The organism is Nocardia sp. bgisy134, from assembly GCF_965341865.1.
Taxonomy (GTDB): domain Bacteria; phylum Actinomycetota; class Actinomycetes; order Mycobacteriales; family Mycobacteriaceae; genus Nocardia.
Genome location: NZ_CBDQZP010000023.1, coordinates 36,734 through 52,843 on the forward strand (window position 1 = coordinate 36,734; position 16,110 = coordinate 52,843).

General features: G+C 68.2%; 15 protein-coding genes. 9 read left to right on the forward strand and 6 right to left on the reverse strand.

Translation table 11 applies throughout. From position 1 onward, the window contains the following. Positions 1-56 precede the first annotated feature (56 nt). The 3 genes from adh to ACRWNM_RS31390 all read left to right on the forward strand — a co-directional run bounded on the left by adh (position 57) and on the right by ACRWNM_RS31390 (position 3,417). Complete coding sequence (gene adh, locus ACRWNM_RS31380; RefSeq protein ID WP_431971756.1) at positions 57-1,574, forward strand: aldehyde dehydrogenase; 1,518 nt, start codon at positions 57-59, stop codon at positions 1,572-1,574. Then, positions 1,574-1,996, forward strand: coding sequence for a DUF779 domain-containing protein (locus ACRWNM_RS31385; RefSeq protein WP_431971757.1), 423 nt, complete (start codon positions 1,574-1,576; stop codon positions 1,994-1,996). Before adh ends, ACRWNM_RS31385 begins: the two co-directional genes overlap by 1 nt. A 203-nt stretch (positions 1,997-2,199) precedes the next feature. Further along, the gene (locus ACRWNM_RS31390; RefSeq protein ID WP_431971758.1) at positions 2,200-3,417 is read left to right on the forward strand and encodes a transcriptional regulator; all 1,218 of its coding nucleotides are present in this window, start codon (positions 2,200-2,202) and stop codon (positions 3,415-3,417) included. A gap of 293 nt (positions 3,418-3,710) precedes the next feature. Here ACRWNM_RS31390 and ACRWNM_RS31395 read toward each other — a convergent pair whose 3' ends face one another. After that, complete coding sequence (locus ACRWNM_RS31395) at positions 3,711-3,902, reverse strand: hypothetical protein (protein ID WP_431971759.1); 192 nt, start codon at positions 3,900-3,902, stop codon at positions 3,711-3,713. A 170-nt stretch (positions 3,903-4,072) separates the two neighbouring features. Between ACRWNM_RS31395 and ACRWNM_RS31400 the strand changes: the two genes are divergently transcribed. Next, complete coding sequence (locus ACRWNM_RS31400) at positions 4,073-7,054, forward strand: tetratricopeptide repeat protein (protein ID WP_431971760.1); 2,982 nt, start codon at positions 4,073-4,075, stop codon at positions 7,052-7,054. Positions 7,055-7,263: 209 nt separating this feature from the next. Here the strand turns inward: ACRWNM_RS31400 and ACRWNM_RS31405 are convergent, their stop codons facing one another. After that, complete coding sequence (locus ACRWNM_RS31405) at positions 7,264-8,199, reverse strand: MerR family transcriptional regulator (protein WP_431971761.1); 936 nt, start codon at positions 8,197-8,199, stop codon at positions 7,264-7,266. A 71-nt stretch (positions 8,200-8,270) separates the two neighbouring features. Here ACRWNM_RS31405 and ACRWNM_RS31410 point away from each other — a divergent pair, with 71 nt between their 5' ends. Together ACRWNM_RS31410 and ACRWNM_RS31415 are read left to right on the forward strand one after the other, a co-directional pair. Next, positions 8,271-8,930, forward strand: coding sequence for a maleylpyruvate isomerase family mycothiol-dependent enzyme (locus tag ACRWNM_RS31410; RefSeq protein WP_431971762.1), 660 nt, complete (start codon positions 8,271-8,273; stop codon positions 8,928-8,930). Between the two features lie 167 nt (positions 8,931-9,097). Further along, positions 9,098-10,174 (forward strand): alpha/beta hydrolase, encoded by a 1,077-nt coding sequence (locus ACRWNM_RS31415; RefSeq protein ID WP_431971823.1) that lies wholly within the window; start codon positions 9,098-9,100, stop codon positions 10,172-10,174. A gap of 38 nt (positions 10,175-10,212) precedes the next feature. Here ACRWNM_RS31415 and ACRWNM_RS31420 read toward each other — a convergent pair whose 3' ends face one another. After that, complete coding sequence (locus ACRWNM_RS31420; protein WP_431971763.1) at positions 10,213-10,809, reverse strand: carboxymuconolactone decarboxylase family protein; 597 nt, start codon at positions 10,807-10,809, stop codon at positions 10,213-10,215. Between the two features lie 39 nt (positions 10,810-10,848). Between ACRWNM_RS31420 and ACRWNM_RS31425 the strand changes: the two genes are divergently transcribed. Continuing rightward, the gene (locus tag ACRWNM_RS31425; protein ID WP_431971764.1) at positions 10,849-11,196 is read left to right on the forward strand and encodes a winged helix-turn-helix transcriptional regulator; all 348 of its coding nucleotides are present in this window, start codon (positions 10,849-10,851) and stop codon (positions 11,194-11,196) included. A gap of 33 nt (positions 11,197-11,229) precedes the next feature. Here the strand turns inward: ACRWNM_RS31425 and ACRWNM_RS31430 are convergent, their stop codons facing one another. Continuing rightward, the gene (locus tag ACRWNM_RS31430; RefSeq protein ID WP_431971765.1) at positions 11,230-11,925 is read right to left on the reverse strand and encodes an NAD(P)-dependent oxidoreductase; all 696 of its coding nucleotides are present in this window, start codon (positions 11,923-11,925) and stop codon (positions 11,230-11,232) included. 182 nt (positions 11,926-12,107) lie between these two features. Here ACRWNM_RS31430 and ACRWNM_RS31435 point away from each other — a divergent pair, with 182 nt between their 5' ends. Next, a complete protein-coding gene (locus ACRWNM_RS31435; protein WP_431971766.1) occupies positions 12,108-13,004 on the forward strand; it encodes an RNA polymerase sigma-70 factor in 897 nt (298 codons plus the stop codon). 527 nt (positions 13,005-13,531) lie between these two features. Here the strand turns inward: ACRWNM_RS31435 and ACRWNM_RS31440 are convergent. Further along, positions 13,532-14,305: a TIGR03084 family metal-binding protein gene (locus tag ACRWNM_RS31440; protein ID WP_431971767.1), complete on the reverse strand. Its 774-nt coding sequence runs from the start codon at positions 14,303-14,305 to the stop codon at positions 13,532-13,534. 277 nt (positions 14,306-14,582) lie between these two features. Between ACRWNM_RS31440 and ACRWNM_RS31445 the strand changes: the two genes are divergently transcribed. Next, the gene (locus tag ACRWNM_RS31445) at positions 14,583-15,215 is read left to right on the forward strand and encodes a maleylpyruvate isomerase N-terminal domain-containing protein (protein WP_431971768.1); all 633 of its coding nucleotides are present in this window, start codon (positions 14,583-14,585) and stop codon (positions 15,213-15,215) included. A gap of 58 nt (positions 15,216-15,273) precedes the next feature. Here the strand turns inward: ACRWNM_RS31445 and ACRWNM_RS31450 are convergent, their stop codons facing one another. Next, entirely contained in the window at positions 15,274-16,038 is a 765-nt protein-coding gene (locus ACRWNM_RS31450) for an SDR family oxidoreductase (protein ID WP_431971769.1), read from the reverse strand. Between the last annotated feature and the right edge of the window lie 72 nt (positions 16,039-16,110).

Sequence of the window (16,110 nt, forward strand, 5' to 3'; positions counted from 1 at the left end):
TCCGCACCACGACATGTCGTGTGATCCGATCCGTGACTCAGCGAGGAGTATCAGCCATGACCTACGCCAAGCCCGGTGCCGAAGGCAGCGTCGTCGACTACGCGCGCCGCTACGACAACTTCATCGGGGGCGAGTGGACCGCGCCGGTGGAGGGCCGCTATTTCGAGAACCCGTCGCCGGTGGACGGCGAGGTGTTCTGCGAGGTGGCGCGGTCGACCGCGCCCGATATCGAGCTGGCGCTCGACGCCGCGCACCGTGCCGCCGACGCCTGGGGCGCGACCTCGACCACCCAGCGCGCGAATCTCCTCAACAAGATCGCCGACCGGATCGAGGAGAATCTCGAGTCGCTCGCGGTCGCCGAGACCTGGGACAACGGCAAGCCCGTCCGCGAAACCCTGGCCGCCGATCTGCCGTTGGCGGTCGATCACTTCCGCTACTTCGCCGGGGCGATCCGCGCCCAGGAGGGCAGCATCTCCGAAATCGACGCCGACACCATCGCTTACCACTTCCAGGAGCCACTGGGCGTGGTCGGTCAGATCATCCCGTGGAACTTCCCGATCCTGATGGCGGTGTGGAAGCTCGCGCCCGCGCTGGCGGCGGGAAACTGCGTGGTGCTCAAGCCCGCCGAGCAGACGCCCGCGTCGATCATGAAGGTCGTCGAGCTCATCGCGGACCTGCTGCCGCCGGGTGTTCTCAACGTGGTCAACGGTTTCGGCGTGGAGGCGGGCAAGCCGCTCGCGTCCAATGCGCGGGTGGCCAAGGTGGCGTTCACCGGTGAGACCACCACGGGCCGGCTGATCATGCAGTACGCGAGCGAGAACATCATTCCCGTCACGCTCGAGCTCGGTGGCAAGAGCCCCAACATCTTCCTGCCCGACGTGGCCGCCGCGGACGACGAGTTCCTGGACAAGGCGGTCGAGGGTTTCGTGATGTTCGCGCTCAACCAGGGCGAGGTGTGCACGTGCCCGTCGCGGGCGCTGGTGCACCGCTCGATCTTCGACGAATTCATGGGCCGCTGCGTGGCGCGCACCAAGGCCATCAAGGGCGGCAATCCGCTCGACGAGAGCACCATGATCGGCGCGCAGGCCAGCAACGACCAGTACGAGAAGATCCTGTCCTACATCGACATCGGCAAGCAGGAAGGCGCCGAACTGCTCACCGGCGGCGGGCCGCGCAAGGTGGAGGAGTTCGCGGGCGGTTACTACATCGAGCCGACGATCTTCCAGGGCCGCAACGACATGCGGATCTTCCAGGAGGAAATCTTCGGTCCCGTGGTGTCGGTGACGGCGTTCGACTCCGTCGACGAGGCGCTCACCATCGCCAACGACACCCTGTACGGGCTCGGCGCCGGGGTGTGGACGCGTGACGGCAACACCGCCTACCGGCTCGGCCGCGGCATCAAGGCGGGCCGGGTGTGGACGAACTGCTACCACGCCTACCCGGCGCACGCCGCGTTCGGCGGCTACAAGAAGTCCGGCATCGGCCGCGAGAACCACCGGATGATGCTGGACCACTACCAGCAGACGAAGAACCTGCTCGTCAGCTATTCGACCGCGAAGGCCGGGTTGTTCTGATGCCCGACCGCGTCGAGCGGGTCGGGCTGACCGAACGCGCGGAAGCGTTGCTGCGCACGCTGATCGAGCGGCACGGCCCGGTCATGTTCCACCAGTCGGGCGGGTGCTGCGACGGGAGTGCGCCGATGTGCTACCCGCGCGGCGACTTTCGCGTCGGAGCGTCGGACGTGCTGCTCGGCGTCCTGCCGATGGCGACGCCGTTCTGGATGAGCGCCGATCAGTTCCGCTATTGGCGTCACACCCATCTCACCGTGGACCTGGTGAGCGGGCGCGGCGGCGGGTTCTCGCTGGAAGCGCCCGAGGGCGTGCGGTTCCTGATCCGCTCGCGGTTGTTCACCGACGCCGAGACCGCGGCGCTGGAGGCGCAGCCGCCACCGCCGCGCGGCGCGGATTCGACGGCGCCGGACGCCGCGAACTCCTAGCGAAGACAACGCGCCCGGCTCCGGCATCGGCCTCGTCGCCAGTGCCGGAGCCGGGCGCGCGACCGCCTTTCCCCGACCTCCGGTATTCGCGGCGCGCGCGGGTTACCCTCGGTGCGGCGAGGATCGCGGCTTCCTGCGGCCGTGCGAGGACGAACGCAGCGAGGAACCGCGGACGGCCGAGGACGGAGGGAAGCAGTCGCGAGATGGCAGGACACGACTCCCTCTCGCAGCGCCGCGCCGCGTTGGAAAAGGAATGGGCGCGCTGGGTGCCCGCCCGCGCGGCGGCCGCGGGGATCGACAGCTCCCAGCTGCGCGGCGAAGTGGCCCAGTCCTGGATGAGATCCCGGCGCACCGTCGATCCCGAACTGAACTGCGCTCCCGCCGCCGGTGACGACGTGGGCAGGCGCTGGGCCGAATCCCCACTGCGCGCGCCGATGTCGGAACTGTCCGACCACCTGCACGCCATCACCCACGATTCCGATTTCGTCGCCGCCGTCACCGACGAGGACGGCACCATCCTGTGGTCACACGGCGGGGCGGTGATGCGCAGGCGCGCCGAACGCGTCGGCTTTGCGCCGGGCGGTCGATGGGACGAGACCCACATGGGCACCAACGCACTGTCGCTCACGCTGCGCACCGGGCAGCCGAGCAGTGTGTTCGCCGCGGAGCATCTGGTGGCCGCACTGCACGAGTGGGTCTGCTACTGCGCGCCGATCCGCGGCGCGGACGGACGGCAGCTCGGGGTGCTCGACCTGTCCACCACGTGGGACCGGTCGCACCCGCTCGCCATGTCGACCGTGCGGACCTTGGCCACCGCCATCGAGGCGAAATTGCAGCAGAACAGGCGGGCACTCGCGCCCGGCCCCAGGCTCACCTGTCTCGGCGGCGCCGAACTGATGCGCGAAGACAAACGAATCCCACTGCGACGCAGACATTTCGAGATTCTGACCTTGCTCGCGCTGGAACCCGACGGTTTCACGCCGGAGCGATTGCAGCTGGCAATCTACGGCGACCGCGCGCCCGCGGCGAGCACCGTGAAGGCCGACGTCTCCCATCTGCGCCGCACCGCGGTCGGCGACATCACCAGCCGAATCTACCGATTGGCGACCCCGCTCTCGTGCGACGCCGCCGACGTCCTCGCCGCGCTGGCGGCCGGGGACACCGCCACCGCGGTCCGGTTGTATCGCGGTCCCTTGCTTCCCGGTTCGCAGACACCCGGCATCGTCGAATGGCGCGAGTACCTGGAGGTCGGCGTCCGCACCGCGGTCCTGGCCTCGGACGACCCCGCGCTGGCGCTGCGATACGGCGAGAAAGCCCTCACGGACAGCGAGATTCACGAGCACGCCTGCCGTCTGCTACCCGCCGCCGACGCGCGGCGCGCGATCGCGACCGCTCGCCTGCGCGCGGCGACGCGCAGCTGAGCCGCACCGGCGTGGCCGCGTCACATTCGACGCGGTCGGCTACATGCCGGAAATGAACGTACTGTGCGCCATCGGCGACTACAGCACACAGAGCGACCAGCCGATCGTGAAGAACGTGAAGGTGACCGTGCAACCATCCGGCTGACCGGTTTCCCGGTGTTCTTTCGAAAGCTGCCGCATGGCACGACCAATGGTTGCGCGGTGGTGTGTATCGCTTGTCGGACAATGCCTGCCAGGTCTTCGGCGAGTCGTCCCGGCACTGACGCCGCTGGACCGGTCGTATGCGACTCTGTTCAGAGGATCGCGCAGGTGGTGATGGTGAGCATGAGGAGAGTCAGGGTGGCGCCGAAGCCGACGCCTCCGGCGCGGATCGCCGCCCACACGGTGGCTCCGTCCGCCTTGGCGAGCAGGGCGGCCACCATGCCCGCGACGAGGGCGCTCGAGACCGCGGAGGTCATCAGCAAGGCTTTCGTGATGAGCGACATGGCTTTCCGTTCGGGAGAGTGGTGAAAGTGCTGGTCTCCATACAGCCCGCGGACGTCGATGATCACCAGCCGCCGAAGCCGGATCCGTGCGGCCGTGCCCAGGTCGGCGGCGGTTTCCCGGGTTTGCGACTCGTACCGAGTCGGGCCGAGCCGGATCGGGGACCGCGCCGGTGAGCGACGGGGATTCTGCGCGGGCGGTATTCCTCGCCAGATGGCGCGAATTGCATGCGGCGGCAGGGGCGCCGTCGCCGACCGCGATGGCGCGGGCGATCGGCGGTGCGGTCCCGGTCAACACCTTGTCGGGCTGGTTCCACGCGGACGACGACGTGGTCGTCGTGCCGCGCGACGAACGCGGATTCGAGACCGTGCTGCGCTATCTGTACGGCAGGTCCGGGCGAGTGCCCGCCGGCCGTGCCCTGGATGGGCGAACGCTGTCGAGCTGGCAGCAGCTGCGCCGCGACGCGCGCAAGCGCGCTGTCACTCCGGGCCCGGTCGAGCCGGAGGACGATCCGGTGCGCTCACTCGTGCCGACATCGCGTCCCGTCGTGACGAGCGCGTTGCGCAGGGATGTCGCGGCGCTGCTCGGCCGAGACGATGCGCTGGAGCGGATTCTGCGCCTCGCGGACCGGGACAGTCCGTCGCGGATCGTCACCGTCGACGGAATGGCAGGCGTTGGGAAGACGGCATTGGCCACGCGCGCGGCGCATCGGCTGGCGCCCGCCTTCCCCGACGGCCGGTATTTCGTGGAACTGCACGCGCACACTCCGGGCCACAGCGCTGTCGACCCCGACGACGTGCTGGCACGGCTGCTGATCGGCATGGGCATGGACCCCGGGAGCATTCCGGAGAGTTTGCCCGGCAGGCGCGACCTGTGGCGAGATCGCTCCAGCGACAAGCGCATTCTGCTCGTACTGGACGACGCACGAGACGTCCACCAGATCGAACCCTTGCTTCCGACGGGCGGCGGGTGCTTCACGCTGGTGACCAGTCGCAGACGGCTGGTCGCGCTCGACGGAGCGACGCCGCTTCCCCTGTCCTTGCTCGAACCGGAGCCCGCGGCGGAGCTGTTCGCCGCGATGGCGAACCGGGAGCGGCGCGCGGACGCCGACGCCGCGGCGGTACGGCGCATCGTGGCGCTGTGCGGGTACTTGCCGCTGGCGATCGTGTTGCTCGCCGGTCGTGTCGCGCATCATCCCGCCTGGAGCATCGCCGAGCTGGCCGAGGAGTTCGCGGCGTTCGACAACGGCCGATTGGACGAACTCGATGTCGGCGACCGCGCCGTGCGGATCGCGTTCACGATGTCCTACGACCGTCTACCCGCTCGACGGCAGCAGTTGTTCCGATGGCTCGGCCTGCACCCCGGCAGCGAGCTCGATGTCGCCGCGGCGTCGGCGTTGTGGGACTGCGCACCCGGCCAGGCGCGTCGCGAATTGGAAGCCCTGTATGCCGACCACCTGCTCGAGGCGACAGTTCGCGGCCGCTACCGATCTCACGACCTGCTCAGGGAATACGCACGCACGCTGTGCGCCACGGAATCGGCCGAGGTGATCGACCGAGCCTTGTCCGGACTGCTCGGCTACTTCGAGTCCCGCTCGGCGGCCGCGAGCCGGCTCCTGACCCGTTTGCATCAACCCACGACGACATCCGTCGAGCCTGCGCAGCGTGCCGAATCGGGCCCGGAATTCGACGACGAGCGCGCCGCTTTGGCGTGGATGCGACTCGAGCGCGCCAACCTATTGGCCTGCCTCGACCTCGCGGCGTCGAAGTACCCGCGCAGGGTCGCGATGCTGGCCGCGTCCCTGGCGAGTCTGGTCGAACGGGACGGACCATGGGGCGAAGCGGTCCGGCTGCACCGACTGGCGGTGGAGACAGCGCGTCGGCTGCGTGATCGGTCCGCGGAAGCCGATGCGCTCGACAGTCTCGGTGTCGTCTACCGGTTCACTGGCCGGTACCCCGAATCGGCGGACGCGCATCGAGCGGCGCTCGCAATCTATCGCGAGCTGGGACACCGTCATGGTGAAGCCAACGCGCTCAACAACTTCGGGGCCACACGCTGGTTCTCGGACGATCAGGACTACGCGGAGGCCGCCGAACTGCACGGCCGAGCATTGACGATCTATCGCGAAACAGGCCACCGCTGCGGTGAGGCGTCCGCGCTCAACAGCCTCGCCATCGTGCACCGGGCCGGAGGTCGTCACGCCCAGGCCGCGGAGTTGCACGAAGCGGCTCTGGCGATCTACGCGGAGCTCGGCGACCGACGGGGGATGGCGGGCGTTCTACAGGGTCTCGGCATCGTGGCGAGACTGACCGGCGATCACGGCGAAGCATCGCGCTTGCACGAAGAGGCGCTGCGTTATTACCGCCTGCTCGGTGACCGTTACGGCGAAGCCACCGCACTGAACAATCGGGGAGTCGCCATCAGACTGACCGGCGACTCGACCGCGGCCTTGGAGCTGCACACGCAGAGCAGATCGCTCTATCGAGACGTCGGTGTGCGTCTCGGTGAGGCCTACGCGCTCCTGCAACTCGGGATGGCCTACGCCGCGCTCGGCGATCACCGCGCGGCGAACGGGCATCTCGAGCAAGCATCCGAGCTCTATCGTGACCTGGCACATCCGGAAGGTCGAGCCGACGCGGCGAACGGTCTCGGAGTCGTCGCGCGGTCGGTCGGGAATTACCGTGCGGCAAGGGATCTCCACGAGCAGGCGCTGCGGATCTGCCGCGATCTCGGCTATCGGCACGCCGAGGCCGAGGCGCTCGCCGAGCTCGGCTCGGTGCACGTGGCGACAGCGGAGTACGCCGACGCGGCCGCCCGCTTCGACGAGTCGCTGCGCATCTTCACAGAACTCGGCGACGCGTTCGGCCACGCGACGGTCTCGAACAAGCTCGGCGCGCTGTTCACCGCGATCGGTGTGCACGAACAAGCCGCGGCGCACTACGCCGAAGCGCTCGAGCTCGGTCACCGAACCGGCGGACGCCTCGAGGAGGCCCGAGCCCTGGAAGGTCTCGCCCGCAGCCGATTCGCACTCGGCGATCGAGCACGAGCGGTGGACGATCTGCGTGCCGCCGTCGAAATCTACCGGCGTGCAGGGGTGCCCGAAGCCGCCTCGGCGGCAACCTTTCTCGCGTCGATTACCGGCGATGCGGAGTAAGCCGTCGATAGCCCGGCCGATAGCGGGCGTAATGCCAGGCGGTTCCGGTGAACAAGCCGCCGTTCGACTTTTCGGGCGAGTCGGTCATGGTGGCCTTTCCTGGAGAGGTTGTCAGCTGCTTGCGAGTTCGTGGGTCGGTGGCGTGCGGTGACCTTCTCGGTCGGCGACCCTCTCGCCGTGCCTGTCGATCGGGGTAGGTTGTCGAGACCTCACGGCACCGGCGCCGCAGGGCTGGTTGCTCGTTCGAGCGCCCGGTACAGCCAGTAATGGGCGGCTCCGGCGGTGGTTTCTCCGGTGATGTCGGTGGTGAGCTTCCAGTACCGGTGGATGCGCGGATCGGTGTCGTTGCCGCCGTGCAGCATTCGCTGCCGGAAGCGCGGTGTGTCGCGTTCGCGGCGCGCGGTGGCGTGGGCGGCGAGGAATTGATCGAGCTCGGCTCCCGGCCGCGGTTCGACGTGGCCGACGACCAGTGGCCCTGCGATCGCACAGGCTTCGGCGACTCCGGTCAGTAGTTCTCGCTTGTCGTGGATGCCAGTGGGGTCGGGCCGCCAGAGCTGGCGTGACATCGCGGGCGCCGCCGCCGGATCGCTGGTGACGGTGACGAGTTCGGCGTAGGCGACGACTTGACGGGGAGTCGGATCGGTCGGCGGGGCCGGGATGTTCATGCCCACGAACCCGTCGAACATGTCCGACGGCAGGGGAGCGAGCACTCGTCGCCAGAATCCGACGAGGCCGTCGTAGGCGGTGTGGCGGTCGTGCACGGTGGCGAGCAGTGCCAAGCGCGCGGCTCGTCGCATCGGTGGTGCGTCCTCGACGGCGACCAGCGAGGCCCGCCGCCATCGCAGTGCGCCCAATTCGGTGTCGAGCGCGGTCCGTTCGGCGGCCACGGCCTCGGTGATCGACACGGCGTCGGTGAGGACGCCGACGATCGTGGTGAGACTCAGGCCGAGACCGCGAAGCCTGCGCACCAACAGCACCCGATCGACCGTGGTCACCGGATCGAACAGCCGGTGGCCGCCCGAGCTGCGGTGCGGCTGGAGTATGCCTTCGTCGCAGTAGAAGCGCAGGGTGCGGACGGGCACGCCGGTCTTCTGGGACAACATTCCGATGCTCACCAAGCCGTCACGGCGCGTGTTCTCGGTCACAATCGCTGGAACCTCCACCCCACTGGAATTCCTACCGTACTGGAACGTCCACCGGGAGAAGGAGAATGCGAATGGCCGCCTACGAACCGATGACCACCGAGCAGATCTGGCTGGCTGTCGCCACCGAGCGCGCGACCATGGTCGAACTGCTGACGTCGCTGCCGGAAGCGGCCTGGGACCACGCGTCCCTGTGCGCGGACTGGCGGGTGCGTGATGTCGTCGCGCACGTGATCCTGTCCGCCCGGCCGAATCTCGGCTCGATCCTGGTCAATCTGATTCGCGCCCGCGGCGATCTCCATCGGCTGATCCGCGACACCGCCGTTCGTCACGCGCAGCGCCGCACGACCGCGCAGTTGCTCGCCGAGCTGAGCGACAGCATCGACACACGGGTCGCGGCTCTCGGCACGACCCCGGCCGACCGGCTGATGGATGTGCTCGTGCACGGCCAGGACATCGCCGTCCCACTCGGCATCGCGCGGGTTATGCCGGTCGCCGCCGCGCGATCGGCCATCGAACGCGTCTGGGTGATGGGTTCCCCGTTCCATGCCCGCGAGAAGTTCGCCGGCTACCGGCTCGTGGCCACCGACGACGAGTGGGCCGTCGGTGACGGACCGGTGATCGAGGGGTCCTCGACGGCCTTGCTGCTGCTGGTGACCGGTCGCGAGGCTGCGCTGGATCAGCTCACCGGGGAAGGGGTGGCACGGTTGACCTCGGAGCGCAAATTGCTCTAGCGATAGGTCCGGTCGGAGGTGCATCGTAGAAATTACGGAATTCGAGTCGCCACGCACCGAGGAAGGTCGTCGTGAGCAAAAGCGAGAGCGAACGGGTGATCGAGTCGACGCGTCCCACTCCAGGGCGCGCGACCATCGACGAGCTGCCGCCGCTGCCTGCGGAGGCTGTGTCCGTCGTCGACCGGCTCGTGGCGCGGATCGGCAGGCGGCTGTTGCATGCGCCGTCTTGGCTTCGGCTGCGCCTGTCGGGGAGGCCGCAGGTCCGCATCGATGGCCAAGAGCTCGATCCGGGGATCCAGCTCGCGCTGCGACTGCTGGAGCTGCGTGGCGTCGCGACGCTCGTTCCGGATTTGCGGCGGGGCCGACCCGATGTCACCGACGCGCGCGCGAGCGTTCGGCACACGGCGGCGGCGTTCACGCTCGACAGGACCGAGGTCGGCGGCGTCCGGGATATCGAGATCGAGGGCGCCGACGGTCCGCTGCGCGCACGGCACTACCGGCCGTTCCCGTCGGGCACCTCCGGCGCGCCGCCTCTGCTGGTGTTCTTCCACGGCGGCGGGTACGTGCTGGGCGACGTGAACACCCACGACGAGCCGTGCCGCATGCTGTGCCGTTACGCCGAGGTGCAGGTTCTGTCCGTCGACTATCGGCTCGCACCCGAGCATCCGTTCCCGGCCGGGGTCGACGACGCGCTGGCCGCATTCCGGTGGGCTGTCGCGCACGCGTCGGCACTCGGCGCCGACCCGGAGCGCATCGCAGTCGGCGGAGACAGCGCCGGTGCGACCTTGTGTGCCGCGATCGCTCAGGTCACCACGCGCCAGGGCGGCCCGGTCCCCGCGCTGCAACTCCTGCTGTACCCCTCGATCGATCTCACAGAGGCCCGGACCACCTCTGATGAACTGTTCGCCGAAGGCTTCTATCTGACCGACGACGATCGGCAGTGGTGCCGTGGGCACTACCTGTCGGGGCCGGGGAACGCCGACGGTTCCGACTCGCGCACCTCACCCGCGTTGGCCGAAGATCTGTCCGGTCTGCCACCGGCCATCCTTATCTCCGCGGCCTTCGACCCCTTGCGCGACGAGGACGAGGCCTATGCCGCCGCACTGCGCGCCGCCGGGAATCGGGTTGTGCTGCAACGCGCTCCGGGATTGATTCACGGTTTCCTCAACATGACGGTAGTGCCGAGCGCGCGTGACGCCGTCTTGCAGATCGCCGGAATGCTCCGCGCGGGACTCGGAGCGTAGGGGGTATCTCTTCGACACGGCCGAGCGTCGACTCCCCGCTACTCTGGACCCGCGCCTTCCTTTTCCATCCCTACCAACGCGGCGATCGACTCGGTGCCGGGTTCGGGAGGCAGGCGGAGCGCCCTGACGGCGAATGAGATGGCGTGGTACCAACCGCAGATCAGGACCAGCTCGAGCGCGGCATCTTCATCGGTGACGGCGGCCAGGTTCGCCCAGGTCTCGTCGGAGAGATCGAAGGTCGCATGGAGCTCGTCGACCGCTTCGAGCACGGCACGGTCAGTCGCGTCCCAGCAGGCGTCCGCGGGCTTTCCGGTCGCGAGGGACCTGAGCTGTGCGGCGTCGAGTCCCGCCTTCTCGGCGACGCCCGCGACGTGCACGGCCCATTCGTAGTCGGCGCCACACAGCGCGGTCGTCCGGTCGATGACCAGCTCGCGCTGGCGGAGGGTGAGAGCGGAGCGCCGGGAGAAGTAATAGCTTCCCCAGCCCGCGATGGAGCGAGCGAGCTCCGGCCGCCGTGCCCACACCCGGAACAGCTGGATGGGTGAATGCCCGAGGAGCTCGAGAGCTGCGCCGGCTTCTTCGTCGTACGGCGGTGAGAGCGGTTCGATTCGTGGTTGCTTCGATTTCAGAGGCATTAACACATGCTAGCTTTGATGCTTCGGAAAGGGAAGCAGATGACAGGACCAACACCACTCCCCGGCCGCAAGGTCCGCGGCTCACGCACGGGCCGCCCGATCATGGCGCTCCTCGACCTCCTGGGCCGGCGCTGGGCGCTGCGAGTCCTGTGGGAGCTACGAGACGACTCGACTCCAACCTTCCGTCAACTACAGCAGCGATGCGACGGCGTCTCCTCGAGCGTCCTGGCAGACAGGCTTCGTGAGCTTGGGCAGGCCGACCTCGTCGAGCACGCCGGCGAGGGCTACCTGCTCACCGGACAGGGCAGGACCCTTCTCGAATGTCTCGCCCAGCTCGACGCGTGGGCCGCTGACTGGCGACCCAAGGCAGCGGACTGGCAGCCGTGACAACCCGCCCGTGTCGCTGCGCCGAAACCGTCCTTACTGTCGGGCCAGTGCTTCGCGACGAATCCACCGGAACAGCGTGGGGTTGTCTACGGTGGTGATGACGCCGACCGCTGTGCGCAGGTAGCGGTCGTCGTCCAGCACGGCCAGCAGACTCGCCGCCAGATCCACACGGGCGGTGAACCGTCCGTCGGCGTGGCCTTCGACGACGGTGTAGTCGGTGACCGACGGCAGGTGGTAGAGCCCACTCGGGCGCACGATCGTCCAGTCCAGATCGGTGGCGCGGATCAGCGTTTCCATTCGCCGCATGTCGTCATAGAGGGTTTTGCCCAGCACCCGCGTCACATACGGGAGCAGCACCCGGTTGAACAGGATCCCACCGTCGGAGTACGGGTGTGGATCGACCCCGCTGGAGCTGACCACGGCGAGCCGACGCACCCGATGCCGCTGCATCGCCGCGACGATATTGGCCACACCACGCGAATAGGTGCTGATCGGTTCCTTCCCGGCGGGTACCCCGAGCGTCGACAGCACCGCATCCCGCTGCGCCACGGCGGCATCGACGGCCGCAGGATCGAGCACGTCGGCGCCCACCACCTCGAGCCGATCGTGGTGCAGCGGAAACGATTTCGGCTGCCGGGTGACCGCAGTGACCTGATGCCCGGCAGCCAGTGCCTGACCGGTCAGCAGACGACCGGTGGGACCATTGGCGCCGAAGACGGTGATACGCATGACGGTTGTCCTTCCTAGAAGCTGGAGAAGGGTAGTGGGGCGAACACAAGTGCCCGGCAGCCGCGCACCTGTGACGGCGCGGCCCTGTGACGAGCACCACCACGTCCGGGTGTCACACAGCGGTCGGTGCTCGCTACTGATGCATGACATCGTCGACGAAGCCCGGCAGACAGGACCACACCATGAGCGACGGCGAACGCACCGCCCCCGCCACCGAGACCTTCGTCGCCCACCGCAACCTGCTGTTCACCATTGCCTATGAGATGCTCGGCTCAGCCGCCGACGCCGAGGACGTCCTGCAGGAGACCTGGCTGCAATGGGCAGCCGTCGATCTCGGCACGGTGCGCGATCAACGCGCCTTCCTGGTCAAGATCACCTCCCGGCAGGCGATCCGGCGACTGCGCACCCTGGGCCGCCGCCGGGAGTCCTACGTCGGCCCCTGGCTGCCCGAGCCGCTGCTCACCACGCCCGACGTCGCCGAGGACGTCGAGCTGGCCGACAACCTCTCGATGGCGATGCTGCTGGTGCTCGAAACGCTCGCCCCGACCGAGCGAGCGGTATTCGTGCTGCGCGAAGTGTTCGGCATCGCCTACGACGAGATCGCGCACACCGTGGCCAAAAGCCCGGCCGCGGTCCGCCAGATCGCCCATCGCGCTCGCGCACACGTCGCCGCGCGCCGGCCGCGCGGAGCCGTGACTGCGGTCGAGGCCCGGCAAGCGCTCGGAGCGTTCCAACGAGCAGTCGAAACCGGCGATCTACAGAGCCTGCTCGACATCCTGTCGCCGGATGTCGTCTTCCTGGGCGACGGCGGCGGAGTCAAGCAGGCAACGCTGCGGCCCATCGTGGGCGCCGATCGCGTGCTACGTGTGGTGAGCGGCGGCACGGGCTGGATGGGTGGGCCTGCCTCGGCCGAACCCGCTCACGTCAACGGCTGGCCTGCACTGGTCATCCGACTCGACGGAGAGATCGACGGCGTCGTCGCGGTGCGGATCGACAACGGCCTGGTCACCGGGCTCTACTACGTGCGCAACCCCCACAAGCTCGAGCACCTTCACCGGGAAACCGCACTGGACCGTTGACACCCAGGACGACCGGCCCGAAGCCGTCGTCGCACCGATGCTGCTGTCCAGGCGCGGTACCCAGGCGAGTGGAATGGGGGCACGGTCCACGTTGTGGTCGGGTTCGGTCTGGCATTCGGCCTTATCGGACCTGCGGCGGTATCCGTTCTGCTCGCAAATTCACTGCCAGCTCCAGCATCGCAACCGCCGGTCCCGGTGCCTGGGCCACCGCCCCCTCCCCGGGCCCAGAACCCACGCCTGCCGCATAGGGACTGAGTGATATCGCGACCGTTCCTCATTCCGAGTTCCGTGTGCGGCGCCCACGTCATCGGGTCGGCGGCTCACAAAGGCCACCTGATCACCGGACCCGGTGAACGTTCCCGGTCGGAGTGCGGTACTGGCCTGCCGGAAGATCAACAGCCCGAAAACATCTCAGGCCACTACTCGCCGTCGACGGTGCGAGCTCATGCCGATGTGCGCACGGGCTGCACTCTTCGAGCCGATTGGACCTTCAACGTCTGGATCAGTGGCTCAGGGACCCAACCTTTTCAGAGGAAAACGCGAGCGATCTCCAGCCACTTCCGTGCGTCTTCGCCGACCGCCGCGAGGTCGGTCTCGGCCAGTGGCCTGCGTTGGGTGACTCGAAGGCAGAAGTCGAGGGCACTGCCTCGCACCCGTTGCCCGGCATCTTCTGGACCCGAGACCCAGGTCTGGCCGTCGGGACCGGTCAGCTCGACACGAAACGGCTCTGCCGGAGTAGGCAATTGGGCCGCGTAGAACGACAGCTCTCGCCCTACGACTCCCAAGGAGGCCACATGCCGCAGCCGACCCGTCGGACGGCGCGAGACACCCAGCGCATCGAAAACGTCCTGCCCGTGAGCCCACGTCTCCATCAGTCGAAGCGGCACCATCAGCGCGGCGGTCAACTGCGAGCCGTACCACGGAAACCCATGGTCCAGTGGAACATCACGCAGCGCCGCCGCCACCTCGGTTCGACCGGCACGCCATTGTTCCAGCAGTACCGATCGCGGTTTCGCAGCTCCCGCGGCAGCGTCGAGATCAGCGTATCGACTGCCTGCGGCTTCGGCCTGCTTCAGCACGGCGCCGAACGCCTCCGGGGTTCGTATCGCGATGAGAACGTTCGCATCAGCAGCAGCAAGATGAGCGATCTGGTGGGCGATCGTCCACCCCACTGCCGGCGTGTCCTTGGACCAGTCGGCCTGCGCTGACACCAAGGCGTCGAGCTCATCTCCTTCAGCCACCAAGTCGGGCAGAGCCCGATCGCGCTCCACATCGGACGTATCAAGACCGTAATCCAACATCCAGTATCACCTTCACGCGCATGGTCGAACATGATCACCACCAAGATAGACGCCGACCGTGCCACACAGCCGGCGCATCTGGAAATGCCGCATATCGGTCGTTCGAGAATGCGGCGTCCGCCAATTTCTCTCTTCCGCACGGTCGGGCGTTGACTCCCCGTCGCGGCTCGTATTCTGTGGTGGGAAGAAGACGAGGGAGCGAAATGTACTCGGCGGTCGAATCTTTCACGTTCGAGCTATCAGTGATCACCTCACAAGTCGTCGAAGGGCAGCGGAATTGATCGCGATCAGAGACGCCTACCTCGAGGCAGCGGCGTCGGCGGCGGCGCTGCTCGGGGATCCAGCGGTGGCCGCGGCGTGGGACCGGCCCAGCGCGTTGCGGGAATTCAGCGTGCACGGGCTCGCAGGCCATCTGGGGTCGCAGGTCCTGCACGTGTCCCGGCTGCTGGAGACCGAGGCTCCGGACGAGAAGCCGCTGACGGTTGCCGAGTTCTTCGCCGGGGCTTCCGCGTTCGACGCCGAGGTGGACGCGGAGATCAGCGTGCGCATCCGGCACGGCGGTGAGGCCGCGGCGGTCGAGGGTGCGAAACCCTTGGTCGGCGAAGTCGAATCGGCGATCGCTCAGCAGCGGGTGGCGCTGGCGGCCGAACCGGCCGACCGGGTCGTCGAATTCGTCGGAAAGGCGATGCTTCTCGACGATTTCCTGCTGACACGCCTGATGGAGATCGTCGTGCACTCCGACGATCTGGCGGTGAGCGTCGACATCACGACGCCACCGTTCCCACCGCAGGTCTTCGAACCGGTGCTGGACCTGCTGTCGCGACTCGCGGTGGTTCGACACGGACAGCAGGCTGTGCTGCGCGCACTGAGCCGAGCCGAACGCGCCCCCGGAACAATCGCAGCCATCTGAGCCTGTGTCGAAATCAGGAGCAACGCTGCTCGCGGGCGCGCAAGGCCACCGGTGCGGCTCAGTACGGCATATCCACCGGCAGCACGGCGAGCTGGGCGATATTGACCCCTGACCGCCGACTGGCGACGAAGGCGACGATCTCGGCGATATCGTCCGGCGACATCATCGTCACCGTGCCCGCCATCTCGGTCAGCTGCGCGGCGAAGTCCGGGTCGGCGACCTGACCGCCGATCTCGGTGCCGGTCATCCCCGGTTCGACCGCGCTGACGCGAATCCCCTTCGGCCCCAGATCGGTACGCAAGTTGCGAACCAGGTGGCTGACGGCCGCCTTGGTGGCGAAGTACACGCTGTAGCCGGGGTAGGCGACCTGGGCGCCCAGCGAGGAGATCGCGACGAGGTCCACCTGGCCGCCCCGTTCGGCCGCGGTGAGCAGCGCGGGCAGGAAGGCATCGACGGTGTGCAGCACGCCGTTGAGGTTGACTTCGATCTGGTGCTGCCACAGGTCGGTGCGCCGGGCTTGCGGTAGGGCGGGCTGCATGACACCGGCATTGGGCACCAGCAGATCCACCGTCCCCAGCGCCCGATCGATCTGCTCCGCCGCGTTCGCCAGGGCGGTCGGATCGGTGACATCGGCGGCGATCGCGAGCGCGGTGCCGCCCGTGGCGGCGATCTCCTCGGCCAGGTCGGCGATGCGGTCCTTGCGCCGGGCCAGCAGCGCCACCGAGGCGCCTGCGGCGGCCAGCTTGCGCGCCGTCGCGGCGCCGATGCCGGAGGACGCACCGGTGACGACGGCGACGCGTCCGGCGAGAGGCTGAGTGGTCATATTTCGCTCCGTTCGATTCGGCCCGGCCAGTGCCGGTGACATCGCCATCGTGTCGCCGGGCGACCAGGGCGA

Excerpts from the sequence above, each read along its gene's own strand:
- adh (WP_431971756.1), top strand. The coding sequence starts at position 57 with ATGACCTACGCCAAGCCCGGTGCCGAAGGCAGCGTCGTCGACTACGCG.
- ACRWNM_RS31385 (WP_431971757.1), top strand. The coding sequence starts at position 1,574 with ATGCCCGACCGCGTCGAGCGGGTCGGGCTGACCGAACGCGCGGAAGCG.
- ACRWNM_RS31390 (WP_431971758.1), top strand. The coding sequence starts at position 2,200 with ATGGCAGGACACGACTCCCTCTCGCAGCGCCGCGCCGCGTTGGAAAAG.
- ACRWNM_RS31395 (WP_431971759.1), bottom strand. The coding sequence starts at position 3,902 with ATGTCGCTCATCACGAAAGCCTTGCTGATGACCTCCGCGGTCTCGAGC.
- ACRWNM_RS31410 (WP_431971762.1), top strand. The coding sequence starts at position 8,271 with ATGGCCGCCTACGAACCGATGACCACCGAGCAGATCTGGCTGGCTGTC.
- ACRWNM_RS31420 (WP_431971763.1), bottom strand. The coding sequence starts at position 10,809 with ATGCCTCTGAAATCGAAGCAACCACGAATCGAACCGCTCTCACCGCCG.
- ACRWNM_RS31425 (WP_431971764.1), top strand. The coding sequence starts at position 10,849 with ATGACAGGACCAACACCACTCCCCGGCCGCAAGGTCCGCGGCTCACGC.
- ACRWNM_RS31430 (WP_431971765.1), bottom strand. The coding sequence starts at position 11,925 with ATGCGTATCACCGTCTTCGGCGCCAATGGTCCCACCGGTCGTCTGCTG.
- ACRWNM_RS31435 (WP_431971766.1), top strand. The coding sequence starts at position 12,108 with ATGAGCGACGGCGAACGCACCGCCCCCGCCACCGAGACCTTCGTCGCC.
- ACRWNM_RS31440 (WP_431971767.1), bottom strand. The coding sequence starts at position 14,305 with ATGTTGGATTACGGTCTTGATACGTCCGATGTGGAGCGCGATCGGGCT.
- ACRWNM_RS31450 (WP_431971769.1), bottom strand. The coding sequence starts at position 16,038 with ATGACCACTCAGCCTCTCGCCGGACGCGTCGCCGTCGTCACCGGTGCG.